The sequence below is a fragment of the Variovorax sp. GW821-FHT10D07 genome (genome assembly GCF_059415325.1).
Map to the genome: position 1 here is coordinate 504255 of NZ_JBWKMZ010000002.1, position 24857 is coordinate 529111.

24 protein-coding genes, 1 pseudogene and 1 riboswitch are annotated in these 24857 nt (G+C 70.2%); of the genes and pseudogenes, 20 read left to right on the forward strand and 5 right to left on the reverse strand.

Annotated features, from left to right (window positions below):
* Positions 1–32: 32 nt before the first annotated feature.
* The 13 genes from AC07PU_RS07650 (at position 33) to arsC (ending at position 12701) form a co-directional block, all read left to right on the forward strand.
* On the forward strand, positions 33–680 hold the full coding sequence (locus AC07PU_RS07650) for a TetR/AcrR family transcriptional regulator (protein WP_281077614.1): 648 nt from the start codon (positions 33–35) through the stop codon (positions 678–680).
* Between the two features lie 228 nt (positions 681–908).
* Positions 909–1892: a tripartite tricarboxylate transporter substrate binding protein gene (locus tag AC07PU_RS07655; RefSeq protein ID WP_495316545.1), complete on the forward strand. Its 984-nt coding sequence runs from the start codon at positions 909–911 to the stop codon at positions 1890–1892.
* Between the two features lie 91 nt (positions 1893–1983).
* Positions 1984–2757: an ABC transporter permease gene (locus AC07PU_RS07660; RefSeq protein WP_093342908.1), complete on the forward strand. Its 774-nt coding sequence runs from the start codon at positions 1984–1986 to the stop codon at positions 2755–2757.
* A 63-nt stretch (positions 2758–2820) separates the two neighbouring features.
* Entirely contained in the window at positions 2821–3822 is a 1002-nt protein-coding gene (locus AC07PU_RS07665; protein WP_495316547.1) for an ABC transporter substrate-binding protein, read from the forward strand.
* Positions 3823–3976: 154 nt separating this feature from the next.
* A complete protein-coding gene (locus AC07PU_RS07670; RefSeq protein WP_093342911.1) occupies positions 3977–4756 on the forward strand; it encodes an ABC transporter ATP-binding protein in 780 nt (259 codons plus the stop codon).
* Between the two features lie 10 nt (positions 4757–4766).
* The gene (locus AC07PU_RS07675; protein WP_495316549.1) at positions 4767–6197 is read left to right on the forward strand and encodes an enolase C-terminal domain-like protein; all 1431 of its coding nucleotides are present in this window, start codon (positions 4767–4769) and stop codon (positions 6195–6197) included.
* 40 nt (positions 6198–6237) lie between these two features.
* Complete coding sequence (locus tag AC07PU_RS07680; RefSeq protein WP_209540883.1) at positions 6238–7413, forward strand: Gfo/Idh/MocA family protein; 1176 nt, start codon at positions 6238–6240, stop codon at positions 7411–7413.
* A 14-nt stretch (positions 7414–7427) separates the two neighbouring features.
* Entirely contained in the window at positions 7428–8633 is a 1206-nt protein-coding gene (locus tag AC07PU_RS07685; protein ID WP_495316552.1) for a dihydrodipicolinate synthase family protein, read from the forward strand.
* 8 nt (positions 8634–8641) lie between these two features.
* Positions 8642–9520 carry a sugar phosphate isomerase/epimerase family protein gene (locus AC07PU_RS07690; protein ID WP_495316554.1) on the forward strand — a complete coding sequence of 293 codons (879 nt, stop codon included), beginning with the start codon at positions 8642–8644 and terminating at the stop codon, positions 9518–9520.
* A 50-nt stretch (positions 9521–9570) separates the two neighbouring features.
* The gene (locus AC07PU_RS07695) at positions 9571–10665 is read left to right on the forward strand and encodes a DNA glycosylase AlkZ-like family protein (RefSeq protein ID WP_495316556.1); all 1095 of its coding nucleotides are present in this window, start codon (positions 9571–9573) and stop codon (positions 10663–10665) included.
* A gap of 105 nt (positions 10666–10770) precedes the next feature.
* Positions 10771–10942: riboswitch (FMN riboswitch) on the forward strand.
* 99 nt (positions 10943–11041) lie between these two features.
* On the forward strand, positions 11042–11554 hold the full coding sequence (locus AC07PU_RS07700) for a 6,7-dimethyl-8-ribityllumazine synthase (protein ID WP_093342920.1): 513 nt from the start codon (positions 11042–11044) through the stop codon (positions 11552–11554).
* 24 nt (positions 11555–11578) lie between these two features.
* A complete protein-coding gene (locus AC07PU_RS07705) occupies positions 11579–12283 on the forward strand; it encodes a glutathione S-transferase family protein (RefSeq protein WP_495316559.1) in 705 nt (234 codons plus the stop codon).
* A gap of 34 nt (positions 12284–12317) precedes the next feature.
* On the forward strand, positions 12318–12701 hold the full coding sequence (gene arsC / locus AC07PU_RS07710) for an arsenate reductase (glutaredoxin) (protein WP_057596135.1): 384 nt from the start codon (positions 12318–12320) through the stop codon (positions 12699–12701).
* On the opposite strand, the gene AC07PU_RS07715 is transcribed toward arsC, so the two are convergent.
* The 4 genes and pseudogenes from AC07PU_RS07715 to AC07PU_RS07730 all read right to left on the reverse strand — a co-directional run bounded on the left by AC07PU_RS07715 (position 12698) and on the right by AC07PU_RS07730 (position 16613).
* Positions 12698–13711 carry an ATP-binding cassette domain-containing protein gene (locus AC07PU_RS07715; RefSeq protein WP_495317251.1) on the reverse strand — a complete coding sequence of 338 codons (1014 nt, stop codon included), beginning with the start codon at positions 13709–13711 and terminating at the stop codon, positions 12698–12700. The genes arsC and AC07PU_RS07715 overlap by 4 nt on opposite strands.
* An 89-nt stretch (positions 13712–13800) precedes the next feature.
* Positions 13801–14380, reverse strand: a pseudogene (locus tag AC07PU_RS07720) (ATP-binding cassette domain-containing protein); the annotation flags it as partial.
* 187 nt (positions 14381–14567) lie between these two features.
* Positions 14568–15317: a sulfite exporter TauE/SafE family protein gene (locus AC07PU_RS07725; RefSeq protein ID WP_495316561.1), complete on the reverse strand. Its 750-nt coding sequence runs from the start codon at positions 15315–15317 to the stop codon at positions 14568–14570.
* Positions 15318–15356: 39 nt separating this feature from the next.
* Positions 15357–16613 (reverse strand): MFS transporter, encoded by a 1257-nt coding sequence (locus tag AC07PU_RS07730; RefSeq protein ID WP_495316563.1) that lies wholly within the window; start codon positions 16611–16613, stop codon positions 15357–15359.
* An 89-nt stretch (positions 16614–16702) separates the two neighbouring features.
* Between AC07PU_RS07730 and AC07PU_RS07735 the strand changes: the two genes are divergently transcribed.
* The 4 genes from AC07PU_RS07735 (at position 16703) to AC07PU_RS07750 (ending at position 19948) form a co-directional block, all read left to right on the forward strand.
* Positions 16703–17599: an AraC family transcriptional regulator gene (locus tag AC07PU_RS07735; protein WP_256222509.1), complete on the forward strand. Its 897-nt coding sequence runs from the start codon at positions 16703–16705 to the stop codon at positions 17597–17599.
* A gap of 55 nt (positions 17600–17654) precedes the next feature.
* A complete protein-coding gene (locus AC07PU_RS07740; protein ID WP_495316566.1) occupies positions 17655–18347 on the forward strand; it encodes a phosphatase PAP2 family protein in 693 nt (230 codons plus the stop codon).
* Between the two features lie 138 nt (positions 18348–18485).
* Complete coding sequence (locus AC07PU_RS07745; RefSeq protein WP_057597863.1) at positions 18486–18728, forward strand: acyl carrier protein; 243 nt, start codon at positions 18486–18488, stop codon at positions 18726–18728.
* On the forward strand, positions 18725–19948 hold the full coding sequence (locus tag AC07PU_RS07750) for a beta-ketoacyl-[acyl-carrier-protein] synthase family protein (RefSeq protein ID WP_495316569.1): 1224 nt from the start codon (positions 18725–18727) through the stop codon (positions 19946–19948). Before AC07PU_RS07745 ends, AC07PU_RS07750 begins: the two co-directional genes overlap by 4 nt.
* A gap of 12 nt (positions 19949–19960) precedes the next feature.
* Here AC07PU_RS07750 and AC07PU_RS07755 read toward each other — a convergent pair whose 3' ends face one another.
* Positions 19961–20854, reverse strand: a complete 894-nt coding sequence (locus tag AC07PU_RS07755; RefSeq protein WP_296781342.1) for a LysR substrate-binding domain-containing protein — start codon at positions 20852–20854, stop codon at positions 19961–19963.
* A gap of 186 nt (positions 20855–21040) precedes the next feature.
* On the opposite strand from AC07PU_RS07755, the gene AC07PU_RS07760 reads away from it, so the two are divergent.
* From AC07PU_RS07760 to AC07PU_RS07770, 3 genes are all read left to right on the forward strand, one after another.
* Positions 21041–22405: a M20/M25/M40 family metallo-hydrolase gene (locus AC07PU_RS07760; protein ID WP_495316572.1), complete on the forward strand. Its 1365-nt coding sequence runs from the start codon at positions 21041–21043 to the stop codon at positions 22403–22405.
* Positions 22406–22487: 82 nt separating this feature from the next.
* Positions 22488–22949, forward strand: a complete 462-nt coding sequence (locus tag AC07PU_RS07765; RefSeq protein ID WP_208511200.1) for a DUF2501 domain-containing protein — start codon at positions 22488–22490, stop codon at positions 22947–22949.
* A 154-nt stretch (positions 22950–23103) separates the two neighbouring features.
* Positions 23104–24849, forward strand: a complete 1746-nt coding sequence (locus AC07PU_RS07770; RefSeq protein ID WP_495316575.1) for a SulP family inorganic anion transporter — start codon at positions 23104–23106, stop codon at positions 24847–24849.
* Positions 24850–24857: the final 8 nt, after the last annotated feature.

Genomic DNA, 24857 nt, shown 5'->3' on the forward strand with positions numbered 1-24857 from the left:
GTTTTAATTCCCCAAATGGTTAAATTCGCGCCATGAAGGCCACCGCCCCCGACACGCTGGAACCCCGCTCGCGCGATGCCGACCGTTCGCAGCTCGCGATCCTCGCCTCGGCGCGCGACGAGTTCTCGGCGCGCGGCCTCGCGGGTGCGCGCATGGACAGCATCGCCGAGCGCGCGGGCCTCAACAAGCGGCTCATCTACTACTACTTCGGCAGCAAGGACGACCTGTTCCTCGCGGTGCTCGAGCGCACCTACGCCGACATCCGCGAAGCCGAGCAACGGCTGCACCTCGACGAGATCGATCCGGTCGAGGCGATCCGCCAGCTGGTGTCCTTCACCTGGCACTACTACCTCGAGCATCCCGAGTTCATCACCCTGCTCAACAGCGAGAACCTGCACCAGGCCTCGCACCTCAAGCGCTCGGAACGCATCCAGGAGATGAACTCGCCGCTGGTGCAGCTGCTCGACACGGTGCTCGAGCGCGGCCGGCGCGACAACCTGTTCCGCGCGGGCGTCGATCCGGTGCAGCTCTACATCTCGATCGCCTCGCTGTGCTACTTCTACCTCTCGAACAACCACACGCTCTCGGCCATCTTCGGCCGTGACCTGCGCGCGCCCAAGGCGATGGCGCAGCGCCTCTCGCACATGACCGACCTCGTGCTCGGTTACGTGCTGCACTGAAGAGCCCTTCCCGCCGCGCTCCGTCGCTTCCTGCCGCTCCTCGCGCGGCGGCGGGGCCGCGCGCCATCGCCGTGCGCGACGGCCCCCATCGCTTCCACGATCTACGGGTATCCACCAGGGTCCACCCGTTGACGCTGCCGCGCCCGCGTTCCTAAAATCAGCAATTCACTTATTGGTGAATTAAGCTCACAACGACACCAGCGGCCCCGCCGCGCGGAGACACCACCCATGAAGCAACTCGCACGCACCGCCACGCTGGCCGCGATCGTCGGCCTGGGCGCCCTGCTCCCCGCCCTCACCGGCGCGGAAGTCGCCTACCCCAGCAAGCCGATCCGCGTGATCGTGCCCTTCGCGGCCGGCAGCACCACCGACATCATTGCCCGCGCCATCGCCGACAAGATGGGCGCGAGCATGGGCCAGCCGCTGGTGATCGAGAACCGCGGCGGCGCCAGTGGCACCATCGGCCAGCAGGCGGTGGCCACCGCGGCGGCCGACGGCTACACGGTGATGATCCATTCGTCATCGCACACGGTCAGCCCCTCCACCTTCGCCAAGCTGCCCTTCGACACGGTGAACGACTTCGCGGGCGTCACGCCGATCTCCTCGCTGCCCAACGCGCTGGTGATCGCGCCCTCGAAGAACATCAAGACGCTGCCGCAACTGCTGGCCGCCGCGCGCGCCAAGCCCGGCAGCATGAACTTCGCCTCGGCCGGCCAGGGCAGCGCTACGCACCTGAACGCCGAGAAGTTCAAGATGGCCGCCAAGATCGACGCCACCAACATCCCGTTCAAGGGATCGGGCGAGGCCGTCACCGAGGTGCTCTCGGGCCGCGTCGACTACTACTTCTCGCCGATCGCGCCGGTCATCGGCCAGATCAAGGAAGGCCAGCTGCTGGCGCTCGCCGTGGGTTCGCCCAAGCGCGCGGCGGCGCTGCCCGACGTGCCCACCACCGCCGAGGCCGGCGTGCCCGGCTCCGAGTTCAACTTCTGGATCGGAATGATGGCGCCCGCGAAGACGCCGCGCGCCGTGGTCGACCGCCTGCACGACGAGGTGGCGAAGGCCCTCGCCACGCCCGAGGTGAAGGAGCGCTTCCTCAAGCTCGGCGCCGATGCCTGGACGCTCAAGCCCGCGCAGTTCGATGCCTACATCAAGCAGGAGATCGCGAGCAACGCCGAGCTCGTGAAGGCCGCCGGCCTCGCGGTCCAGCAGTAACGCCGCTTCCGCCAGCGCCCGCATCCCCCGCTCCGCCCGCAGCCCACCGACTTCCGACCGAACGTCCCGCGCCGCCACCGGCGCGCTCTCCATGATCCGCAAACTCCTGCTCTCCCCGGCGCTGCGCCCCTTCCTGCTGATCCTGCTGCTGCTGGTGCTGTGGGACCTGGCGATCCGCCTCTTCAAGATCCCGGCCTACCTGATCCCGCCGCCGTGGGAGGTGGTGAAGCAGCTGATCAACGAATGGCCGCGCCTGCTGGCCGAGAGCTGGAAGACCACGCTGGCCACGCTCGGCGGCTTCGGCCTCACCATCCTCATCGGCATTCCGATGGCGATGGTCATCGCCTACTCGCGGCTGGTCGAGTCCTACGTCTATCCGCTGCTGGTGTTCTCGCAGAGCATCCCCAAGGTCGCGATCGCGCCGCTGTTCGTGGTGTGGTTCGGCTTCGGCATCTTCCCCAAGGTGATCTCGGCCTTCCTGCTGGGCTTCTTCCCGGTGGTGGTCTCCACCGTGATGGGCTTCAAGTCGGTCGAGCCCGACATGCTCGATCTCGCGCGCTCGATGGGCGCGAGCCGGCTGCAGACCTTCTTCAAGATCAGCCTGCCGCAGGCGCTGCCGCAGATCTTCAGCGGCCTCAAGGTCTCGGTCACGCTGGCCGTCGTCGGCGCGGTGGTCGGCGAGTTCGTCGGCTCCAACTCGGGCATCGGCTACGTGCTGCAGGTGGCCAACGGCAACTTCGACCTGCCGCTGATGTTCGCCGCGCTGGTCGTGCTCTCGAGCATCGGCGTGATCCTGTTCGTGGCGGTCGACCTAGTCGAGCGCCTGATGATTCCCTGGCACGCCTCGCAGCGCCACGCGGACTGATCCACCCCGCCCTTTTTCTTTCTGGTTCCTTCGCCCACGCCAACAACTCCCTGGAGACAAGACATGAAGAAACTGCTTCCCTCGCTGCTCGCCGCCGCCGCGCTCGCCACCTTCGCCATCGCTCCCGCCCATGCGCAGGGCGACAAGCCCAAGGACAAGGTCACGCTGATGCTCAACTGGTATCTGTACAGCGAGCACGCGCCCTTCTTCCTCGGCAAGGAAAAGGGCTTCTACGCCGAGGAAGGCATCGACCTCGACATCCAGGAAGGCCGCGGCTCCGCCGTCACCGCGCAGGCGGTGGCCGCCAAGTCGGCGACCTTCGGCTACATCGACGTCACGACCATGATCAAGGCCGCCGCCAAGGGCGCGCCGCTGAAGTCCACCGGCGTGCTGTTCCAGGTCAGCCCGATGTCGGTCATGGGCTTCACCGAGAAGAACATCAAGACGCCGAAGGACATCGTCGGCAAGACCGTGGCCGTGACGCCGGGCGACTCGATGTCGCAGATATGGCCGCTGTTCCTCAAGGTCAACGACATCAAGCCCGACCAGGTGAAGATCGTCTCGGGCGACGGCCAGACCAAGCTCAATGCGGTGATCAACGGCCAGGCCGACCTGCTGCTGGGCTACGTGATGGACCAGGCGATCAAGCTGCAGGACGCCACCGGCAAGCCGGTGTCGCCGATCCGCTTCGCCGACTCGGGCGTGAACCAGATCAGTTCCGGGATCATCACCAACAAGAACCTGCTGACCGAGAACCCCGACCTGGTGAAGCGCTTCATGCGCGCCTCGACCAAGGCCGCCGAAGCGGCCGAGAAGAGCCCCGAGGCCGCGGTCGACGCGATGCTCAAGGCCAACCCCAAGGCCGGCGTGCGCGACACGCTGATCGTGGGCATGAAGCAGAGCGTGGCGCTCTATCACACCAAGGACACGGCGAACCAGCGCCCCTTCCGCGTGGCGATGAAGAACGTCAACGAGTCGCTGGACCTGCTGGTGCAGTACGGCGGCATGGACGCCTCGACGCGCGGCAAACCAGAAGACTACGTGACGCTCGATTTCCTGCCGTAAACAGCTCGCCCCCAGGCTCCGCGCACTTCGTGTCGCTTCTCCCACCCCCTACCGGGGGCAACACCAGCGGCCCGGCAAAGCCGGTTCCGCGGTGTTCCCCGAAAACGCCGCAAGCGCCCCGTCACCTCGTTCGCTTCGTCCTTTACTACGCTCCATGTCTCCAGTCCAACTGATCGAAGCGCGCGGCGTCTCGAAGATCTACCAAAGCAAGGATGGCCCCGTCGAGTCGCTGAAGCCGCTCGACTTCGCCATCAAGGAAGGCGAGTTCGTCTCCGTCGTCGGCCCCTCGGGCTGCGGCAAGAGCACCCTGCTCAAGATGGTGGCGGGCCTGCTGCCGATCAGCGGTGGCAGCCTCACGCTGGCGGGCAAGCCGATCCAGGGACCGCAGAAGGACGTGGGCATCGTGTTCCAGAGCGCGGTGCTGCTGCCCTGGCGCAGCGTGGAGGACAACATCCTGCTGCAGGCCGAGATGCGCCACCTGCCGATGGACGCCGCCAAGGCGCGCGCCCACGAGCTGATGGCCATGGCCGGCCTCAAGGGCTTCGAGCGCAAATACCCGTGGCAGCTCTCGGGCGGCATGCAGCAGCGCGCCTCGATCTGCCGCGCGCTGCTGCACGATCCGTCGGTGCTGCTGATGGACGAGCCCTTCGGCGCGCTCGACGCGATGACGCGCGAGAAGATGAACCTCGAGTTGCAGCGCATCTGGATGGCCTCGAAGAAGACCGTGATGCTGATCACCCACAGCATCCCCGAGGCCATCTTCCTGTCGGACCGCGTGATCGTGATGAGCGAGCGCCCCGGCTCGATCGCGGCCGTCTACGACATCGAGCTGCCGCGCGCCCGCACCCTGGACATGATGGCCTCGAGCGAGTTCGGCCACTACACGAAGCTGGTGCGCGCGCATTTCTTCTCGCAGGGCATCCTGGACCACTGAGAGCGAAGCCATGGACGCGCCCCGTTTCCACGTCGAGGAGATCCGCTTCGCCGAGCGCGACGTCGCGCTGCGGCTGCCGTTCCGCTTCGGCGCCGCCACCGTCACCGCCTGCCCGCAGGTCTACGTGCGCGCGCGCATCCGCTTCGAGGACGGCCGCACGGCCAGCGGCTGCGCGGCCGAGATGATGGTGCCCAAGTGGTTCGACAAGAACCCGGCGCTCACCAACGAACAGAACTTCGAGCAGTTGCGCTTCGCGCTGCGCGACGCGCGCGAGGCCTACACCGGCGAGGCCGATGCCCAGACCGCGTGGACGCATTTCGCCGCCAACTACGCCGCGCTGATGGCGCGCGCCCGTGCCAAGGGCCTGCAGCCGCTGGTGGCGGGCTATGGGCCGGCCCTGATCGACCGCGCGATCTTCGATGCGCTGTGCCTGCATGCCGGCACCGGCTTCGCCGCCGCGATGAGCGCCAATCTCGGCGGCATCGACATCGCGGGCAGCGGCCTGGCCGACGACCTCGCCGGTTTCGACATGCCCGGCTTCCTCGCGCGGCAGCGCCCCTCGGAGCGCATCGCCGCGCGCCACACCGTGGGCCTGGCCGACGCGATCGACGACGACGATGCCCTGCCCGACGCACCCGCCGACGGCCTGCCCACCACGCTCGTGGCCGCCGTGCGCCGCTACGGCCTCACGCACTTCAAGCTCAAGCTCTGCGGCGACACCGCGCGCGACATCGACCGGCTCGAACGCATCGCGCGCGCCATCGACGGCCATGCGCAGTTGGTCACGCTCGACGGCAACGAGCAGTACGCCGACGCCGATGCCTTCGGCGCCTTCCTCGACCGTCTGCTGTCCACGCCCGCGCTGTGGGCGCTGGCGAAGAAGACGGTGTTCGTCGAGCAGCCGATCCGGCGCGACGCCGCGCTCGAGCGCGACGTGCGCTCGCTCGGCCGGCGCATCCCGCTGCTCATCGACGAATCCGATGCCACGCTCGATGCCTTCGTGCGGGCACGCGAACTCGGCTACACCGGCGTGTCGAGCAAGAGCTGCAAGGGCTTCTACAAATCGGCCGTCAACGCGGCGCGCTGCGCGCGCTGGAACGCGGCCGACGACGGCACGCGCTACTTCCTCTCGGGCGAGGACCTGACCATGCAGGCCGGCCTCGGCGTGCAGCAGGACCTGGCGCTCGTGAGCTGGCTCGGCCTCTCGCACGTCGAGCGCAACGGCCACCACTACGTCAACGGCCTCGCGGCCGTGCCCGAGGCCGAGCAGCGGGCGCTGCTGCGCGCCCACCCCGATCTCTACGAATCCAGCGATGGCGCGGTGCGCCTCGCGATCCGCGGCGGACAGCTCGCCCTGTCCTCGCTCGCTTCCGCGCCCGGCTTCGCCACCGGCCAGCCCGGCGCGGGCATCTCGTGGGACGCCATGCGTTCCGTCTACTGAAGCAGCGCTTCTCTGTCCCTCTCTCACTCAAGGAAAGAACATGCCCACCCAACGTCTAGGAATCATCATGCACGGCGTCACAGGCCGCATGGGCATGAACCAGCACCTGATCCGCTCGATCTGCGCCATTCGCGCCCAGGGCGGCGTGACGCTGTCGAACGGCGACAAGGTGATGCCCGACCCGATCCTGATCGGCCGCAACGCCGAGAAGATCGAGGCGCTGGCCAAGGCCCACGGCATCCAGCGCTGGGGCACCGACCTCGACAAGGCGCTCGAGAACAAGGACGACACCGTCTTCTTCGACGCCGGCACCACGCAGATGCGCCCCACCCTGCTGGCCAAGGCGATCCGCGCCGGCAAGCACGTCTACTGCGAGAAGCCCATCGCCACCAACCTCAACGAGGCGGTGGAGATCGCGCGCCTGGCCGAGGAGGCCAAGGAGAAGCACGGCCTCAAGCACGGCGCGGTGCAGGACAAGCTGTTCCTGCCCGGCCTGCGCAAGCTCGACATGCTGCGCCGCGCCGGCTTCTTCGGCCGCATGCTCAGCGTGCGCCTGGAGTTCGGCTACTGGGTGTTCGAGGGCGACCTGCAGCCGATCCAGCGCCCGAGCTGGAACTACCGCAAGGAAGACGGCGGCGGGATGATCCTCGACATGATGTGCCACTGGCGCTACGTGCTCGACAACCTGTTCGGCGAGGTCAAGTCGGTGAGCTGCCTGGGCACCACCCATATCCCGAAGCGCTGGGACGAGGCCGGCCAGCCCTACGAGGCCACCGCCGACGACGCCGCCTACGCCACCTGCGAGCTCACCGGCCACAACGGCGAGCCGGTGATCGCGCAGATCAACATGAGCTGGGTCACGCGCGTGCGCCGCGACGACCTCGTGACCTTCCACGTCGACGGCACCGACGGCTCGGCCGTGGCCGGCCTGTCGAGCTGCCGCGCCCAGTCGCGCGTGGCCACGCCGCGCCCGGTGTGGAACCCCGACGAGAAGCAGACCATGAACTTCCTCGACCAGTGGCAGGAGATTCCGGACTCGCAGGTCTACGACAACGGCTTCAAGATCCAGTGGGAACACTTCATCCGCCACGTGGTGGAGGACGCGCCCTACAAGTGGACCCTGCCCGAAGGCGCCAAGGGCGTGCAGCTGGTCGAGGCCGCGCTCGAATCGTGGCAGGACCGCCGCTGGGTCGACGTGCCCGCGCTGAAGGTCTGAGGAGGCGACCGCGCATGGCCCTGTCGCTCACCCTTCCCACCGCCGGCGGCGCGCTCGCCCCCTACACGTTGCGCGGCAGCGTGCCGGTCAAACCGGCCGCCGGCGTGCGCTTCGACCGCATCGCCTACTCGGCCGCGCACGTCGTGGCCGACCCGCTCGCGGCCATTGATCCCTGGCTGCAATGCGCGGTCGACTGGGACGCCACCCTCGCCTACCGGCGCCACCTCTACGCGCTCGGCCTGGGCGTGGCGGAGGCCATGGACACCGCGCAGCGCGGCATGGGCCTGGACTGGCCGACCTCGCTCGAGCTGATCCGCCGCTCGATCGACGCCGCCAGCGACATTCCCGGCGCGCTCGTGGCCTCGGGCTGCGGCACCGACCACCTCGACATCGATGCGGTGAAGAGCGTGGACGACGTGATCCGCGGCTACGAGGAGCAGATGGCCGCCATCGAGAAGCTCGGCGGCAAGCTGATCGTGATGTGCAGCCGCGCGCTGGCCCGCGTTGCGAAGAGCCCGGCCGACTACGAGCGCGTGTACGACCGCATCCTGAGCCAGGCGAAGCAGCCCGTGGTGCTGCACTGGCTCGGCGAGATGTTCGACCCCGCGCTGGCCGGCTACTGGGGAACGATCGACGTCGATGCCGCGATGGAGACCGCGCTCGGCGTGATCGCGGCTCATCCCGACAAGGTCGACGGCATCAAGATCTCGCTGCTCGACAAGGACAAGGAGATCGCCATGCGCCGGCGCCTGCCGACCACCGGCGGCCCCGACGGCCAGGGCGTTCGCATGTACACCGGCGACGACTTCAACTACGCCGAGCTGATCGCGGGCGACGGCCACGGCAGCCACCCCACGCACGGCAAGAGCGACGCGCTGCTGGGCATCTTCGACGCCATCGCGCCGGCCGCCAGCGCCGCCCTCGGCGAACTGGCCGCGGGCCGCGTCAAGCGCTTCCACGAGATCCTCGGCCCCACCGTGCCGCTGTCGCGCCACATCTTTGCCGCGCCCACGCGCTTCTACAAGACCGGCGTGGTCTTCATGGCCTGGCTCAACGGCCACCAGAAGCACTTCACCATGGTCGGCGGCCAGCAGAGCACGCGCTCGCTGCAGCACTTCGCCGAGCTGTTCCGGCTGGCCGACGCGGCCAACCTGTTCGAGCAGCCCGAGCTCGCGGTGCGGCGCATGAAGACGCTGCTGTCGCTGCACGGCGTGGAGTGAGCCCGTCCATGCGCGACTTCTCGCAGAACCACGACTGGCTCTCGATCAACACCGCCACGGTGCGCAAGCAGTCGGGCGCCGAGGTGCCGCTCGACCGCATCGTCGACCAGTGCGCCGAGCGCGGCATCCGCGCCATCAGCCCATGGCGCGACCAGGTCGCGGCCGTCGGCATCGACAGGATCGCGCGGCAGCTGAAGGCGCACGGCATCGGCCTCTCGGGCTACTGCCGCGGCGGCTTCTTCCCGGCGCCCGATGCCGCGGGCCTGAAGGCCGCGCTCGACGACAACCGCCGCGCCATCGACGAGGCGAAGACGCTCGATGCGCCCTGCCTCGTGCTGGTGGTCGGCGCGCTGCCCGGCGCGCTCGACGGCAAGGCCGCCTACCGGGACATCGCGCGGGCGCGCTCCGAAGTGCGCGACGGCATCGCGGCTTCGCTCGAGTACGCGCGCGAGGTCGGCATGCCGCTGGCCATCGAGCCCCTGCACCCCATGCAGGCGGCCGACCGCGCCTGCATCAACACCCTGGAGCACGCGCTCGACCTCTGCGACGAGCTCGATGCCGGCAGGAGCGGCATGCTCGGCGTGGCGCTCGACATCTACCACGTGTGGTGGGACCCGAAGCTGCAGCAGCAGATCGCGCGCGCGGGCCGCGAGCGCCTGCTGGCCTACCACGTCTGCGACTGGCTCACGCCCACGCGTGACCTGCTGTCCGACCGCGGGATGATGGGCGACGGCGTGGTCGAGCTCAAGAAGATCCGCGGCTGGGTGGAGGACGCCGGCTTCGCGGGCTTCAGCGAGGTCGAGATCTTCTCGAACCTCGACTGGTGGCAGCGGCCGGGGGCCGAGACGCTCGACGTCTGCATCGAGCGGCATCGCAGCGCGGTCTGAGCTCGCCCCCGGGGCGAGCAAGCCATGGCGGCCTGTGCTGCAATGCGCCCATGCCCGCCCCCAGCCTCGACGACCTGCGCCGCTACGCCGTGGCGCGCACTCTGTTCAAGCCCACCACGCTCCCCGGCGCGATCAAGAAGCTCGGCTTCGTGCAGGCCGATCCGATCCGCGCCCCGGCGCGCGCGCAGGACCTGACGCTGCGCCACCGTGTCAACGACTACCGCGCGGGCGATCTCGAGCGGCGCTACACGCGGCTCGCGATCGAGGAGGATTGCCTGGTCAACTACGGCTTCCTGCCGCGCGAGCACCTGGCGCTGATGCATCCGCGCGAGGCCGCCAAGCCCTGGGACGCCGAGACGCGGCGCAAGGCCGCCGACGTGCTGGCCTTCGTGCGCGAGCGCGGGCGCGTGCATCCGCGCGAGGTCGAGCAGCACTTCGCGCACGGCCGCATGCGCAACTACTGGGGCGGCTCGGGCAATGCGTCGACGCACCTGCTCGACGGCATGCACTACCGCGGTCTTCTGCGCGTCGTGCGGCGCGACAGCGGCACGCGCATCTACGAGGCGGTCGAGCATGCGCCGGCCGACGAGAGCCCGGCCGGCCGCGCGCGCCGCGCGGCCGCGCTGATCGAACTGATCGTGCGCAAGTACGCGCCGCTGCCGGCCGGCAGCCTGACCTACCTGGTGCGGCTGCTCGGCTACGGCGCGCCGCACCTGGCGGCACAGACCCAGGCCGCGCTGCGCCTCGCGCGCGAGGAGCTCGCGAGCCTGCGCATCGACGGCACCACCTGGTACTGGCCGGCCGACGAGAACCCGGCCTCGCGCCGCCATGCGCCCGACGACGCGGTGCGCCTGCTCGCGCCCTTCGACCCCGTGGTGTGGGACCGCCGCCGCTTCGAGCTGCTCTGGGGCTGGACCTACAAGTTCGAGGCCTACACGCCCGCGCCGCAGCGCCAGTTCGGCTACTACGCGCTGCCGCTGCTGTGGCACGACCGCGTGATCGGCTGGGCCAACGTCAGCGCACCCGAGGGACGGCCCCAGCCCGCCTTCGGCTACGTCGAGGGCCGCAAGCCGCACGGCGCGGCCTTCCGCGCGGCGCTCGACGACGAACTCGGACGCATGGCCCAGTTCCTCACAGCGCGCTGAGCCGGCCGCGGGCCACCCCCGGCGGCCTGGGGTCTTGGCCCGTGCGCGACAGGGCCGGCCGCGGCGCCTGCCTAGAATCGCCCTCGCCCCGGTGCGAGCCGGGGCAAGCGTTCTCAGGGCGGGGTGCAATTCCCCACCGGCGGTGATGGCGGCGTTCTTCGAACAGAAGGCACCGCATGAGCCCGCGAGCGCCCGTGGCTTGCAACGAGCCGCGGGGTCAGCAGACCCGGTGCGATCCCGGGGCCGACGGTCACAGTCCGGATGAAAGAGAGCGCGAAATGCGGGCCGGCCCGCGCGCTCCTGCCATGGAGCGTGCGGTCTGCTCCGTGGTTTCGTGCGCCCTGATTCAGGAAACCTGCTTTTGAAGAGGCACACCATGAGTCAGATCAACGACCTTCCCCTTTCCGCCATCGCCGCGACGGACGCGCCGCGCGGCCAGCGCATCGCCTTCGTCGAGGCGCAGTGGCATTCCGACATCGTCCACCAGGCGCGCGACGCCTTCCTCGAGGAGATGGAGCGCCTGGGCGTGCCGCGCGATCGCATCGACGTCTTCGACGTGCCCGGGGCCTTCGAGATCCCGCTGCATGCCAAGCGGCTCGCGCTGTCGGGCCGCTACGCCGGCATCGTGGCCTGCGCGCTGGTGGTGGACGGCGGCATCTACCGGCACGAGTTCGTGGCCAGCACGGTGGTCAGCACGCTGATGTCGCTGCAGCTCGAGACCAACGTGCCGATCTTCTCGGCCGTGCTCACGCCGCACCACTTCCACGAGCACGTGGAGCACCGCAAGTACTTCCACCGCCATTTCGCGGTCAAGGGTTCCGAGGTGGCCGAGGCCTGCGTCAAGACGCTGAAAGGTCTGCAAGAGGTCGAAACGCTGCTGGCGGCCTGAACGCGGGCGCGCTAGTCTGGGTGGATGGCTTCCCCGTCATCCCCTTCCTCGCCCTCCGCCGCGCCCGATCGCTACACGCTCTACGGCGCGCCCGGCTCGGGCGCCACGCCCGTGCATGCGGCGCTCACGCTGATCGGCCTCGGCGACCAGGTCGACACGGTCGACATCGCGACCTGGGAAGGCGATGCCGAGCGCGACCGCATCGCCGACCTCAACCCGATGCGCCAGGTGCCGGCGCTGGTGCTGCCCTCGGGCGAACTGATGACCGAGAGCGCGGCGATCCTGATCTGGCTCGGCGACCGCCATCCCGAGGCCGGCCTCTGCCCCGCACCCGGCGATGCGCTGCGCGCGCAGTACCTGCGCTGGATGGTCTACCTGCCGGCCGCGATCTATTCGATGTTCTGGGTGCGCGACGATCCCGCGCGGCTGGTGCCCGACAAGGCGGCGCAGCCCGCGATGCTCGAGCGCTCGGCCGAGCGCGTGGCCCATTGCTGGCACCTGATGGACACGCAGATCGACCCGCCCTCGCCCTACCTGCTCGGCGAGCGCATCGGCGTGCTCGACCTCTACGTGGCCGTGATGTCGCGCTGGACGCCGTGCCGCGAACGCTTCTACCGCGAGGCGCCGCGCATGGCCGAGGTGGTGAAGCGCGTCGATGCCGAGCCGCGGCTGGCCGCGTTCTGGGCCGAGCGCTTTCCGTTCACGCCGGGCTGGGAACGCGGCGGGTGATGCCCGTCGGGCCGCGGCTTCCGATAATCGCGCCATGACCCGCAAAGAAGCCACCACCGACTACCCGATGACGATCTACCACAAGCCCAACTGCAGCACCTCGCGCAACGTACTGTCGTTGATCCGCGAAAGCGGCGTGGAGCCCGAGATCGTCGAGTACCTGAAGACGCCGCCGTCGAAGAAGAAGCTGCGCGAGCTCGCCGACGCGATGGGCCTGAAGGCGCGCGAACTGCTGCGCACCAAGGAAGAACCGTACGCCGCACTGAAGCTCGACGACCCGAAGTGGAGCGACGACCAGATCCTCGGCTTCATCGTCGAGCACCCGATCCTGCTGCAGCGCCCGATCGTGGTGTCGCCGCGCGGCACGCTGATGTGCCGGCCATGGGAACGGGTGCGCGAGATCCTGCCTGCCGCCTAAGGGCTGTCCGATTCGCGCAGTGTCCAGCCGTTTTCGCTGGACGCCAGCCGATGGGTCAGTGCGAGCGCGTCGAGGAAGCACGCATCGTGCGAGGCCACGACGAGCACGCCCGGGAAGCCTCGCAGCGCCTGCTCGAGCGCGAGCACCGAGGCGATGTCGAGGTGGTTCGTGGGCTCGTCGAGCAACAGCATCTCGGCCGGCTCGCCGCTCCACAGCGCGCAGGCCAGCGCGGCCTTGAGCCGTTCGCCGCCGCTCAGTTGCGCCAGCGGCCGCAGCACTTCGGCCGCACCGAGCCCCAGCAGCGCGAGCCGGGTGCGCAACTCGCCTTCGGGCAGCGGCGAATGCAGTGCATCGAGCTGCTGCAGCAATGACCTGTCGAGCGGCATCGCGGCGCCGCCGTCCTGATCGAGCCATGCCGAGCGCTGCGGTGCTTCGCAACGCCCGACGATCGGTGCCTGCTGTCCCGCGAGCATGCGCAGCAGGCTGGTCTTGCCGCAGCCATTGGGGCCGCCGATGCCGATGCGCACGGGACCATGCAGGCACAGGTCCAGCGGCTTCGCGCCGGCCGGTTGCGCGGGCACCGCGCCCTCGAGCCACAGCACGCGGCGCCCTGCGGGAACCACCGAGCCCGGCAATGCGAGCGCGATCGCCGACGGTGGCGCCACGCCGGCGGCCGCCTCGCGCACCGCGGCATCGAGCGTCGCGCGGCTCTCGCGCTGCCGCTCGTGCTCGCGGCCCGCGTGGGCCTCGGCATTGCCCTTGAGGCGGCCCAGGTAGAGCCCACCGAGATTGGCATCGCGTGCCCAGGCCGCGCCGCGTGCGCTGCGCCGCTGCTGCGCGTCGTGCTGCCGGCGCAGTTCGCGCAAGGCGGCGTCGCGCTCGTTTCGCGCATGCGCGAGCCGGGCCTGCGCGGCATCGGCCTCGCGCTCGCGCCAGGCGCTGTAGGCCTGCCAGCCGCCGGTGCAGCCGCGCAGGCCGCCGGCCGGCGTGATCTCGACGATGCGGTCCATGCCCTCGAGCAGTTCGCGGTCGTGGCTCGCGACCACCACCACGCCGCGCCAGGCCGCGAGCCGCTCGCGCAGCCAGCGCCGTGCATCGGCATCGAGATGGTTGCTGGGCTCGTCGAGCAGCAGCGCATCGACGCCCGAGAGAAAGGCGCCGGCCAGCGCGACGCGGGTGCGCTCGCCGCCGCTCAGGCTGTCGGCGCGGCGGTCGATGGCGAAGGGCAGGCCCGCATCGGTGAGCGCGGCCGCGAAGCGCGCGCGCAGGTCCCAGCAGCCCTCGGCATCGTCGAAGTCGGCGGGCGTGCCCTGCCCGGCCTCGATGCGCGCGAGCGCGGCGAAAGGGCGTGCGAGGCCCGCGAGCGCGGACAGGTCCGCATCCGGCGCGGCGCCGGCGTTCTGCGCCACGTGCACACGGCGCGAGGGCCGCACGATCGCGCCGGCGGTGGGTTCGCGCCGGCCCGCGAGCAGGTCGAGCAGCATCGACTTGCCGGCGCCATTGCGCCCGACCAGCCCGATGCGCCCGGGCTGGAAGGTCTCGCAGAGATCGTCGAACAACAGGTGCCCGCCCGGCAGCGCGAGGCTGGCGTGGCGCAGCTCGAAGCCGGCGGTGGCGGAAAGAGAAAAGGAAGCGTCCGGCCCTGAACCCGGGCGCGGTGCGTGCGTGCGATGAGCCATGCCGGCCCTCCCATGAATCGTTGGCAAGGCGATGCACGGTGGTCATGCATCGCGGCGATCAAGGAAGGCTCAAAGGCGCATTTCGGGGGGACGCTCCGGAAAAAACGAAAGGACCCTGAAAGGCCCCGGGCCGGTTTGGAGGCGGGCCTCGCGCGAAGGTTCCGCGACTTTTCTTTCTCTGTCTTCTTCAGCGCCGCAGCAACGCGGGCAGCGCCGAGGCCAGCATCGCCACGCCCGAGGCCGTCAGCAGGCTCAGCACGATCTTGCGGAAGGTGGCCTCGCTGATGCCGATGTACAGCCGCGCGCCGAGCCGCACCGGCACGAACACGGCCACCGCGACCAGGCCCAGCAGCGGGAGGGTCGACACGGCGACGCCGCCGCGCGCCACGTGCAGCGAGAAGGCCACCACCAGCATCGTGAGGTTGAAGTTCTGGATCACCGCGCGCTGGGTGTCGCGCTCGAAGCCGCGCAGGGTGCACCACAGCGTGGGCACCACGCCCGAGAAGCCGCCGATGCCGGCCATCGCGCCGCCGATGGCACCGGCCACGCCGTCGGCCACCCGGCCGCCGAAGCGCACGCGCGGCAGCCGCTGCGACATCAGCATCGCGGGGCACCACAGCACCAGCACCACGCCGAGGCAGACCTTGAACAGCTCGACGTCGAGGTGCGGCAGCAGCCAGACGCCGAAGGGAATGCCCGCGAGGCCGCCGGCGACGAAGGGCCACAGCAGCTGGCGGTCGAAGCGGCGGCGCACGCTGAAGGCGGTGATCAGTTGCCCGGTCATGCCGCCGAACAGCGCGAGGATGGCCGCGAGCTGCGGGTCGAGGGTCCAGGCCCAGACCGACATCGACACCATGCTGAACGCAAAGCCGGACAGGCCCTGCACGAATCCCGCCAGCACCGCGCCGACGATCACATAGAGATACAAGGCCTGCATGGCGGCCGATGATATCGGCCGCCGCGAACGCAGCAGGGATCAGGCCGAGGCCGGCACCAGCGCCGTGCGGCGCACGCGCGTCACGTTGAAGGCGCTCGCGATCAGCACGCCCTGCACCAGCGCCAGGCCCACGATCACGGCCACGTACTGGCCATGGTCCATCAGGCGGCCGAAGATCAGCGGCGCCACGGCCTGCCCGATGTCGAGGCCGGCATAGACCACGCCATAGACGCGGCCGGTGGCATTGGGCGGCGTCGAGCGCTTGACCAGCAGGTCGCGCGAGGGACCGGCCACGCCCGAGACGAAGCCCATGGCGCCGAACAGCACCGGCACCACCAGCGGCGGGAAGTCGGCGAAGGCCAGCACCAAGGCCAGCGCGGCGGCGATGCCGAAGCCCAGGCCCACGATGCGCTCGCAGCGCGAGGGATCGGAAGCCAGGAAGCCGCCCGCCACCATGCCGGCCGAGCTCGCCACCATGTAGACCGTGAGGCACACCGCCACGATGCCGACCGGCACCGCGTGCAGGTGGCCGGCCGCGACCGGCGCGAAGGTCTGGACCACGCTGATCACGGCCGCATAGAAGAAGAAGAAACCGAAGCACATCCACACGGCCGGGATGCGCAGGAAGTCGAACTGCCCGCCCACCGCGGCCTCGCCCTGGCCGGTAGCCTTGTGCACGGCCTTCACGTCGAGGTCGAGTACGCGACGGTAGACCCACAGCACCAGCAGCACCACGATCGCGAGCACGCCGGCCGAGGCCAGCGCCACGCGCCACGAGGTGGCGATGGCGATCGGCACCACGAAGGCCGGCGCCAGCGCCCAGCCCAGGCTGCCGGTGATGCCATGCACGCTGTAGGCATGGCCCAGGCGCGTGGGTGCGACCTTGCGGTTGAACAGCGTGTAGTCGACCGGGTGGAACACGCCGTTGCCGATGCCGCCGACCACGGCGCACAGCAGCAGCATCCAGTAGCTCTGCGCCAGCGCGTAGCCGAAGGCGGCCAGCCCCAGCGCGCCCAGGCCCACGAACAGCACCGGCCGCGGGCCCAGCTTGTCGACGATGAAGCCCGAGGCGGCCTGCACGATGCACGAGACCACGAAGAACACCGTCAGCACCGCGCCCAGCTCGGTGTAGCTCACGCCGAAGGCGTCCTTGAGCCAGGGGAACAGCGGCGCCAGGATCAGCTGGCTGAAGTGGCTGATCGCATGCGCCAGCCCGACCAGGCCGATCAGTTGGGCGTCTTTGCGCAGGGTGGTCGGGGGGGTGGCGTTGGGAGTGGTCGAGGCGGAAGAAGACATGGATTGCTACAAAAAACCGGGGCAAGCCCCGATGCTATGTCCGGGCCCGGCGGCAGAATGGCGATACCGCGACAACATTTGTCGAAACCATGCCAAGCGAGCCCCCCACCCCTGCGGACGGCGTTCCGCGACCCGACAAGCCGCGCGCGGCCCCGGTGCCCGCGCCGGTCACCAGCGTGGCCTCGCTCACGCCGCACCTGTACGCGCCCGACGCGGTGCGGCCGCTGCGCGCCAAGGAACACTTCCTGAGCGCCGACACCTTCGTCGAGCTGCACCAGCATCCGTGGCCGCAGCTGACCTTCTCGACCCGGGGCGTGATCCGCCTCAACACCCAGGACGGCAGCTACATCGTGCCGCCCTCGCGCGCGGTCTGGGTGCCGGCCGACATGCCGCACAGCATCATGCTGATCGAGGACGCCGAGCTGCGCACCATCTACCTGCATGCCTGGCTGGGCCCGGCCTGGGAGAAATGCGAGGTGCTCGAGATCAGCCCGCTGCTGCGCGCGCTGATGCTGGCGCTGGACACCACGCCCGACGGCCTGCCCCCCACCGACGCGCATGCGCCGCAGCGCGAACGCATGATCGCGCCGCTTTTGGTCGACGAGCTCGAGCGCGCCACGCAGATCCGCATCGACGTGCCGTTGCCCGCCGACAAGCGGCTGCGCCAGCTCTGCGAGGCGCTGCTGCGCAACCCGGCCGACCGCGCCACCCTGGCCGAACGCGCCGCCAGCATCGGCGCCAGCGAACGCACGGTGGCGCGCATGTTCCGCGACCAGCTCGGCATGAGCTGGCAGCAGTGGCGCCAGCAGGCGGTGATGGCGCATGCGCTGCCGCTGCTGGCGCGCGGCATGGCCGTGAGCCAGGTGGCGGCCGCCAGCGGCTACGCCACCGACAGCGCCTTCTGCGCCATGTTCAAGGCCGCCACCGGGCGTTCGCCGACCTCGTTCCAGCACCGCAAGCGCGGTCCCTCGTCCGCGCACGCCTGAGGTGCTTTGCGGCGTCCGGTCATGGGGCTCTGGCAAGATCGGCCGCCAGCCCGCCATGAACCGACCGCTCCCCCTGCCCCTGCCCGCCGCACCGGCCACGCCCACCTGGGGCGCCGAGATCGGGCGCCGCGTGCGCAGCCTGTTCCTGCTGAAGGCGGTCGGCACCACGGTCTTCACCTGGCTGTTCTTCATCGGCTACTTCCACCTGCTGCGCAACCCGGCCTTTCCGGTCACGGTGATGCCGCTGACCGCGCTCGACGCGCTGGTCCCGTTCCAGCCGCACTTCCTGGGTGCCTACCTGTCGCTGTGGCTCTACGTGGGCGTGGCGCCCGGGCTGCAGCCGAACTTCCGCGAGCTGCTGGTCTACGGCTTCTGGGTCGGCGGGCTGTGCCTCACGGGGCTGGGCCTGTTCTACCTGTGGCCGACGCAGATACCTCCTCTGGCCATCGACGTTTCGGGCTATCGGGGCTTCGAGATGCTGCAGGGCGTGGACGCGGCCGGCAACGCCTGCCCGTCGATGCACGTGGCGGTGGCGATCTTCACCGCGGTACGGCTCGAGCACGTGCTGCGCGAGGCCCGCACGCCGCTGTGGCCGCGGCTCTTGAACTGGCTCTGGTTCGCGGCCATCGCCTGGTCGACGCTGGCGGTCAAGCAGCACGTGGCGCTCGATGCACTGGCCGGCGCGCTGCTCGGGCTGGCCTTCGCGCTGCCCTCGCTGCGCTGGCGTCCGGGTTACCGAGCACGCTGACTCCCCCTTCCGGCCGGCATGTCCCTGCGGTGGGAGCGGATATCATTGGCGCTCACCGACCCTAGACATACGCCGAGCGAGGAAGGGATCGATTGCAATCGATCAGCGGCTGGCAAGAGAGACCACAGGCATCGCACGATGAGTTCGCTGAAGGAATTGCAGGACCTGATCCAAGAGAAGTACGGCATCGAACCGTCGACCCTCGACCCCCATGCCTCCATGCGGGAGAAAGGCGGCCTCGATTCGCTGGCGCTGGCCGAATTCCTGTTCGCCATCGAAGACCACTTCGGCATCACCATGCCCGACGAGGACGCCAACATCGACACGCTGGCCGAACTGGCCGTGCTGGTCGACAAGGTCCGCGCCGCCAAGCCAGCGTGAACACGCCCTCGGAGGTCGCCGTCACCGGGCTGGGCGTCGTCGCCCCGCACGGCGACCATCCCGACACCTTGTTCGAGGCCCTGCTGCAGGGCCGCTCGGCCATCGCGCCGGTGTTTCCCGAACTCCCCAAGCCGGCCGCCGCCGCCACCGTCGCCTTCGACGAGAGCCGCTGGTTCACCAAGCTGCAGCTCGCGGGCGTCGACCGCGTGAGTCAGCTCGCGGTGGCCGCCGCCGACCTCGCGATGCGCGATGCCGGCATTTCCGCCCTTGCCGACAGCGGCCTCGATGCCGAACGCGTGGGCGTCTACGGCGGCTGCGGCATGGGCGGCGCGGCGGCGCTCGAGGCTGCCTACCGCGGCAACGGCCGCGTGTCGCCGCTGACCATTCCGGCCTTCATGCCCAATGCGCCGGCGGCCCACGTGTCGATGCGCCAGGGCGTGCAGGGCCCGGTGCTCACCTACTCGGTGGCCTGTGCCTCGTCGTCGGTGGCGATCGCGGAAGCCGCCAAGGCGATCCAGCGCGGCGAGGTCGATCTCGCCATCGCGGGCGGCAGCGAAGCGCTGATCGTGCCCGGCGTGGTGCTGGCCTGGCAGGCGATGATGACGCTGGCCGGCTTCCAGCCCGGCGAGGCGGCGCAGGCCGTCAAGCCCTTCGCGGCCGACCGCAGCGGCTTCGCGCTCGGCGAGGGCGCGGCCTTCGTGGTGCTCGAATCGGCCGAGCGCGCACGCCGGCGCGGCGCGCGCATCCATGCGCTGCTCGCCGGCTGGGGCCTGAGCAGCGATGCCACCCATCTCACCAAGCCCGACGCGCCCGGCCAGGCGCGCGCATTGCGCTCGGCCCTGCGCCAGGCCGGCCTGGCGCCGCGCGACGTGGGCTATTGCAACGCGCACGGCACCGCCACCCGCATCGGCGACGCGGTGGAGCGCAATGCGCTGGCCGCGGTCTGGGGCGACGATCTCGACGGCCTGCGCACCAGCTCGACCAAGGCGCTGCATGGCCACCTGCTCGGCGGCGCCGGCGCGCTCGAGGCGGTCATCACCATCCTCGCGCTGCGCGAACGCCGGCTGCCGCCCAACGTGAACGGCGGCCAGGCCGATCCCGACTGCGCGCTGAATCTCGTGGCCACAGGCGATGCCGACGCGCCCGCGCTCGAGGCGGCGATCAGCAACTCCTTCGCCTTCGGCGGCACGAACTCGGTGCTGCTGTTCCGCCGCGCCTGAATCGCGCCGGCCTCAAGCGGTCGGCAGTTCGCAGACCCAGTCGATGAAGGCCTGCACCAGCGGATCGGCCGCGCGCTGCGGCGGCACGAACACGCTGTAGCCGCGGCGCGAGGGCGCCTCGTGCTCGCAGGCCAGCGCCAGTTCGCCCGAGCGCAGCGCGCGCTCGACGTAGTAGCGCGGCACCAGCCCCACGCCGAGGTCGGCCCGCACCGCCTCGACCAGCATCGAGAACAGGTCGAAGCGATGGCCGGCGATCAGGTTCTCGGGCGGCTGCATCGCGGCGGGCGCCTGCGCGAACCACTCCTCCCAGGCACCGAGCCGGCTGCGCAGTTGCAGCAACGGTGCCGCGCGGAAATCGCCGCGCGCCATCTCGGCGCGGCCGCGGGCGCCGGGCGCGCACACCGCCACGCAGGCCTCGGCCATCAGCGGCTGCGTGTGGGCGCCGGGCCAGACCGCATCGTCGTACTGCACGCCGACGTCGAAGGGCAGGTCCTCCATGTAGCGCAGCGTCGGGAAGACCTGCAGGTGCAGGCTGCAGCCCGGCTGCAGCGCCGTGAAGCCGGGCAGCCGCGGCAGCAGCCAGCCCTCGGCCAGCACCGGCACCGCGCCCACGATCAACCGCAGGCCGTCGGTGCGCCGCGCCATCGCCTCGAGCGTGTGGTCCTGCAGCCGGATCAGGTCGCCCGAGATCTGGCCGTGGTAGCGCCGGCCGGCCTCGGTCAGCGTGGTGCCGCGCGCGGAACGCTGCACCAGCCGCACGCCGATCTGGCTTTCGAGCAGCCGCAGCTGCTGGCTCACGGCGCTGTGCGTGAGGCACAGCTCCTCGGCGGCACGGCTCACGCCGTGCTGGCGCGCGACCGCGTCGAAGACCAGCAGCGCGCGCGTGCTCGGGATGTGACGTCGCATGGTGTTCGTTAGAAAAACTGACGGAGTCGAAGATTAAACCCCAGCACGACAGCCGACTGAAAGGAAGAATCGCCGACGCTTCGTCCTCGGCGAACCGATGATGCCGTCATCGAGGGTTCGAATCCCTCCGGCTCCGTCGAACGACGGTTTTTCTTTCAACAGGATCCCTCACTCCCGGACTACCGCATGCCCCGTCTCGCGCCCTCTTCCCTCCGCCTCGCCCCGCTCGCCCTCGCCCTCGCGGTGTTCGGCACCGCCCCGCTCGCCCATGCGCAGAGCGCGGCGGTGGCGCCCACGCCGGCCCAGGTGAGCCCGGAGGTCGAGAAGGCCTACACGCAATTGATGGCCGCGCCCACGGTCCAGAAGCTGCTCGAGGCGGTGAAGGCCGACCACGAGCGCTCGGTGGAAGACCTGAAGCTGCTGACCGAGATCGAGGCGCCGCCGTTCAAGGAACAGAAGCGCGCCGAGGCCTTCCTCGCGCGCATGAAGGCGCTGGGCCTGGCCGACGCGAAGATCGATGCCGAAGGCAATGTCGTCGGCCTGCGCAAGGGCACGGGCAATGGTCCGAAGCTGCTGATCTCGGCCCACCTCGACACCGTGTTCCCGGCCGGCACCGACGTGAAGGTGAAGGAGCGCGAGGGCAAGCTGTTCGCCCCGGGCATCTCCGACGACACGCGCGGCCTGTCGGTGCTGCTGTCGTGGCTCAAGGTGCTCAACGACAACAAGATCCAGACCCGCGGCGACCTGCTGTTCGTCGGCAATGTCGGCGAGGAGGAACTCGGCAACCTGCGCGGCATGAAGGCGATCTTCCGCGACCATCTCGACATCGACGGCATGGTCGGCCTCGAGCCCTCGCCCGACGGCAACGTGCTGGTGCTGGGCACCGCGAGCCATCGCTACGAAGTGAGCTTCAAGGGCCCGGGCGGCCACAGCTTCGGCGCCTTCGGCCAGGTGCCCAGCGCGATCCACGGCATGGGCCGCGCCATCGCCAAGATCGCCGAGGTGCGCACGCCCAGCTTCCCCAAGACCACCTTCACGGTCGGCACGGTCGGCGGCGGCACCTCGGTCAACACCATCGCGCCCGATGCGCGCATGGCGATCGACATCCGCTCCGACGACATGGCCTCGCTGCTCGAGGCCGAGAAGAAGATCCTCGCCACGCTCGACGAAGCCGTGGCCGAGGAGAACAAGCGCTGGAACGTGAACACGCTGAGCGTGAGCACCAGGCTGATCGGCGACCGCCCTGGTGGCCGCACCCCACCGGATTCGGTGATCGTCGAGGCCGCCACGCGCGCCAACGCGGCCTTCGGCCACAAGACCTTGCTGCGCGGCGGCAGCACCGACGCCAACGTGCCGATCTCGCTCGGCATCCCCGCGATCATCATCGGCGGCGGCGGCAAGACCGGCGGCTTCCACGCGCTCAGCGAGTGGATCGACGTGACCGATGGCTGGAAGGGCGCGCAGAACTCGCTGGTGACGGTGCTCGGCCTGGTCGGCGTCGCGGGCGTGAGCGAACCGCTGCTGCCCAAGCGCCCGGCGCGCACGCGCTGAGCCGGTCCGCGCGGCGACCTCCTTTCGCCACCGGGGCGGCGTATGCTGTGCCCGCATATCCATTCGCACCAAGGAGGTCGCCATGAAGTTCCGTTCCACCCTGATCGCGCTCGCCCTGCTCGCGGCCGGCGTCTCGGCCAGCGCCGAATCGAAGCTGCTCGATCAGCTCAAGAACCAGATGGGCGGCGGCGCGGCCAGCGCCGGCAGCAACGGTGGCAGCAGCGGCGGCGCGACCGCCGGGCTGGCCGAGAACCTCGGCTTCTCGATGCCCGCGATCGGCAACAACACCATGGGCAACGCGGCCGGCGTGCTGCAGTACTGCATCAAGAACAACTACCTGGGCGGCGGCGACGCGGCCTCGGTCAAGGACAAGCTGCTGGCCAAGATCACCGGCCAGAAGCAGCAGCAGACCGGCTTCGCGAACGGCGCCAAGGGCCTGCTCAAGGGCGGCGACGGCCAGACGCTCAACTTCAAGCTGCTGACCTCGAAGGTCAAGGAAAAGGGCTGCGACTACGTGCTGAAGAACGCGACCAAGCTGCTCTGAGGCCCGGGGCCCCGGCAGCGGCGATGCCGGGGTAAACCGTGCTGCGCCGGCACCGTGCGGCGCACTAACATCGCACGGTCGCGGCATTTTTCCTCTTCCCTTCGTTCTCGTGCCGCGTCCGCCCACGCCCCGCGTGCGCGACAGACCGCTTTCCATGACGCCGCCACCCGCCACCTCCGCTTCTTCCCCGTCCCTGCGCCAGCGCCTGGCGCGCTGGGTTCCCTGTCTGGGCTGGCCGCGCCCCTCCGCCGCCCTGCTGCGCGGCGAGGCGATGGCCGGCATCACGGTCGCGCTGATGGTGATCCCGCAGGGCGTGGCCTATGCGGCGCTCGCGGGCATGCCGCTGGTCACCGGCGTCTACGCGGCGCTGTTCCCGGCGCTGATCGCCGTGATGTTCAGTTCCTCGCAACGGCTGTCGGTCGGTCCGACCGCGCTCACCAGCCTGCTGGTGGGCGCCTCGCTCGCGCCGCTGGCGGTGGCCGGCAGCCCCGAATGGGTGGCGATGGCGGTGTGGCTCACGCTGATGTCGGGCGCGATCCAGATCGTGCTGGGCGCGGGCGGCTTCGGCTGGATGCTGCGGCTGGTGAACTCGCCGGTGCTGATCGGCTTCACGCAGGGCGCGGCGGTGCTGATCGCGATCTCGCAATTGCCGGCGCTGCTGGGCTTCACCGGGCGCACCATCCCGCAGGTGCTGCGCGGCGACGGCCCGCTGCCCGACCTCACGGCCATCGCCTTCGGCCTCGGCGGCATCGCCGTGTTGTGGCTGGGCAAGCGCTTCGTGCCGCGCTTTCCCACCACCATGGCGCTGGTGGCCGGCGCGGCCGCGCTGAGCTGGGGCATCAGCTATGCGCTGCGCGGCGGCGCGGTGGTCGGCAGCCTGCCCTCGGGCCTGCCCGACTTCTACTGGCCCGGCCTGCTGCCGGCCAGCACCTTCAGCGCGCTGGTCCTGCCGGCGCTGATGATCACGCTGGTGAGCTTTCTCGAGACCGCCTCGAGCGCCAAGGTCGACAACGCGCGCGCGGGCACGCTGTGGAACGAGAACCAGGACCTGATCGGCCAGGGCCTGGCCAAGCTGGCCTCGGGCTTCACGGGCGCCTTTCCCACCAGTTCCTCGTTCTCGCGCTCGGCGATCACGCTCTACGCCGGCGCGCAGACCGGCTGGGCCACGCTGTTCAGCGTGGTGGTGGTGGCCGGCGCGCTGCTGTGGCTGATGCCGCTGCTCTACCACGTGCCGCAGGCGGTGCTGGCGTCGGTGGTGGTGACGGCCATCCTCGGGCTGGTCAAGCCCTCGAGCTTCACGGCCCTGTGGCGCATCTCGCGGCTCGAGGCCGGCATCGCCATCGGCACCTTCGTGCTCACCATCGCGACCGCGCCCAGCATCTACTGGGGCGTGCTCGGCGGCCTGCTCGCGAGCCTGGCGAACTACATGTACCGCCACCTGCACCCGCGCATCATCGAGGTCGGCCTGCATCCCGACGGCAGCCTGCGCGACCGCCACCTGTGGAAGCTGCCGCCGCTGGCGCCGCACCTGCATGCGCTGCGCATGGACGCCGAACTCGACTTCGCCTCGGCCTCCACGCTCGAGCGCGCGCTCACGGTGGCGCTGGCCGCCCGGCCCGACCTCACCGACGTGTGCCTGTTCGCCCAGCCGATCAACCGCATCGACATCACCGGCGCCGAGGTGTTCGGCTCGATCCGCCGCATGCTCGAATCGCGCGGCGTGCGGCTGCACCTGAGCGGCCTCAAGCTGCCCGCGATGCAGGTGCTGGAACGCGCCGGCCTGCTGGCGCCGGGGCCGCTCTTGTTCAGCTACCGCACCGACGGCGAGGCGCTGGCGGCGCTGGTGCCGCGCATCGAGGTGCCGCTGCCTACCGAGGCCGAGGCCCAGGCCGCGCACTGAGCGAGCGT

What these genes read in the sequence shown, in the direction of transcription:
- AC07PU_RS07650 (WP_281077614.1), top strand. Translation starts at nt 33, where the DNA reads ATGAAGGCCACCGCCCCCGACACGCTGGAACCCCGCTCGCGCGATGCC.
- AC07PU_RS07655 (WP_495316545.1), top strand. Translation starts at nt 909, where the DNA reads ATGAAGCAACTCGCACGCACCGCCACGCTGGCCGCGATCGTCGGCCTG.
- AC07PU_RS07660 (WP_093342908.1), top strand. Translation starts at nt 1,984, where the DNA reads ATGATCCGCAAACTCCTGCTCTCCCCGGCGCTGCGCCCCTTCCTGCTG.
- AC07PU_RS07665 (WP_495316547.1), top strand. Translation starts at nt 2,821, where the DNA reads ATGAAGAAACTGCTTCCCTCGCTGCTCGCCGCCGCCGCGCTCGCCACC.
- AC07PU_RS07670 (WP_093342911.1), top strand. Translation starts at nt 3,977, where the DNA reads ATGTCTCCAGTCCAACTGATCGAAGCGCGCGGCGTCTCGAAGATCTAC.
- AC07PU_RS07675 (WP_495316549.1), top strand. Translation starts at nt 4,767, where the DNA reads ATGGACGCGCCCCGTTTCCACGTCGAGGAGATCCGCTTCGCCGAGCGC.
- AC07PU_RS07680 (WP_209540883.1), top strand. Translation starts at nt 6,238, where the DNA reads ATGCCCACCCAACGTCTAGGAATCATCATGCACGGCGTCACAGGCCGC.
- AC07PU_RS07685 (WP_495316552.1), top strand. Translation starts at nt 7,428, where the DNA reads ATGGCCCTGTCGCTCACCCTTCCCACCGCCGGCGGCGCGCTCGCCCCC.
- AC07PU_RS07690 (WP_495316554.1), top strand. Translation starts at nt 8,642, where the DNA reads ATGCGCGACTTCTCGCAGAACCACGACTGGCTCTCGATCAACACCGCC.
- AC07PU_RS07695 (WP_495316556.1), top strand. Translation starts at nt 9,571, where the DNA reads ATGCCCGCCCCCAGCCTCGACGACCTGCGCCGCTACGCCGTGGCGCGC.
- AC07PU_RS07700 (WP_093342920.1), top strand. Translation starts at nt 11,042, where the DNA reads ATGAGTCAGATCAACGACCTTCCCCTTTCCGCCATCGCCGCGACGGAC.
- AC07PU_RS07705 (WP_495316559.1), top strand. Translation starts at nt 11,579, where the DNA reads ATGGCTTCCCCGTCATCCCCTTCCTCGCCCTCCGCCGCGCCCGATCGC.
- arsC (WP_057596135.1), top strand. Translation starts at nt 12,318, where the DNA reads ATGACCCGCAAAGAAGCCACCACCGACTACCCGATGACGATCTACCAC.
- AC07PU_RS07715 (WP_495317251.1), bottom strand. Translation starts at nt 13,711, where the DNA reads ATGGACCGCATCGTCGAGATCACGCCGGCCGGCGGCCTGCGCGGCTGC.
- AC07PU_RS07725 (WP_495316561.1), bottom strand. Translation starts at nt 15,317, where the DNA reads ATGCAGGCCTTGTATCTCTATGTGATCGTCGGCGCGGTGCTGGCGGGA.
- AC07PU_RS07730 (WP_495316563.1), bottom strand. Translation starts at nt 16,613, where the DNA reads ATGTCTTCTTCCGCCTCGACCACTCCCAACGCCACCCCCCCGACCACC.
- AC07PU_RS07735 (WP_256222509.1), top strand. Translation starts at nt 16,703, where the DNA reads ATGCCAAGCGAGCCCCCCACCCCTGCGGACGGCGTTCCGCGACCCGAC.
- AC07PU_RS07740 (WP_495316566.1), top strand. Translation starts at nt 17,655, where the DNA reads ATGAACCGACCGCTCCCCCTGCCCCTGCCCGCCGCACCGGCCACGCCC.
- AC07PU_RS07745 (WP_057597863.1), top strand. Translation starts at nt 18,486, where the DNA reads ATGAGTTCGCTGAAGGAATTGCAGGACCTGATCCAAGAGAAGTACGGC.
- AC07PU_RS07755 (WP_296781342.1), bottom strand. Translation starts at nt 20,854, where the DNA reads ATGCGACGTCACATCCCGAGCACGCGCGCGCTGCTGGTCTTCGACGCG.
- AC07PU_RS07760 (WP_495316572.1), top strand. Translation starts at nt 21,041, where the DNA reads ATGCCCCGTCTCGCGCCCTCTTCCCTCCGCCTCGCCCCGCTCGCCCTC.
- AC07PU_RS07765 (WP_208511200.1), top strand. Translation starts at nt 22,488, where the DNA reads ATGAAGTTCCGTTCCACCCTGATCGCGCTCGCCCTGCTCGCGGCCGGC.
- AC07PU_RS07770 (WP_495316575.1), top strand. Translation starts at nt 23,104, where the DNA reads ATGACGCCGCCACCCGCCACCTCCGCTTCTTCCCCGTCCCTGCGCCAG.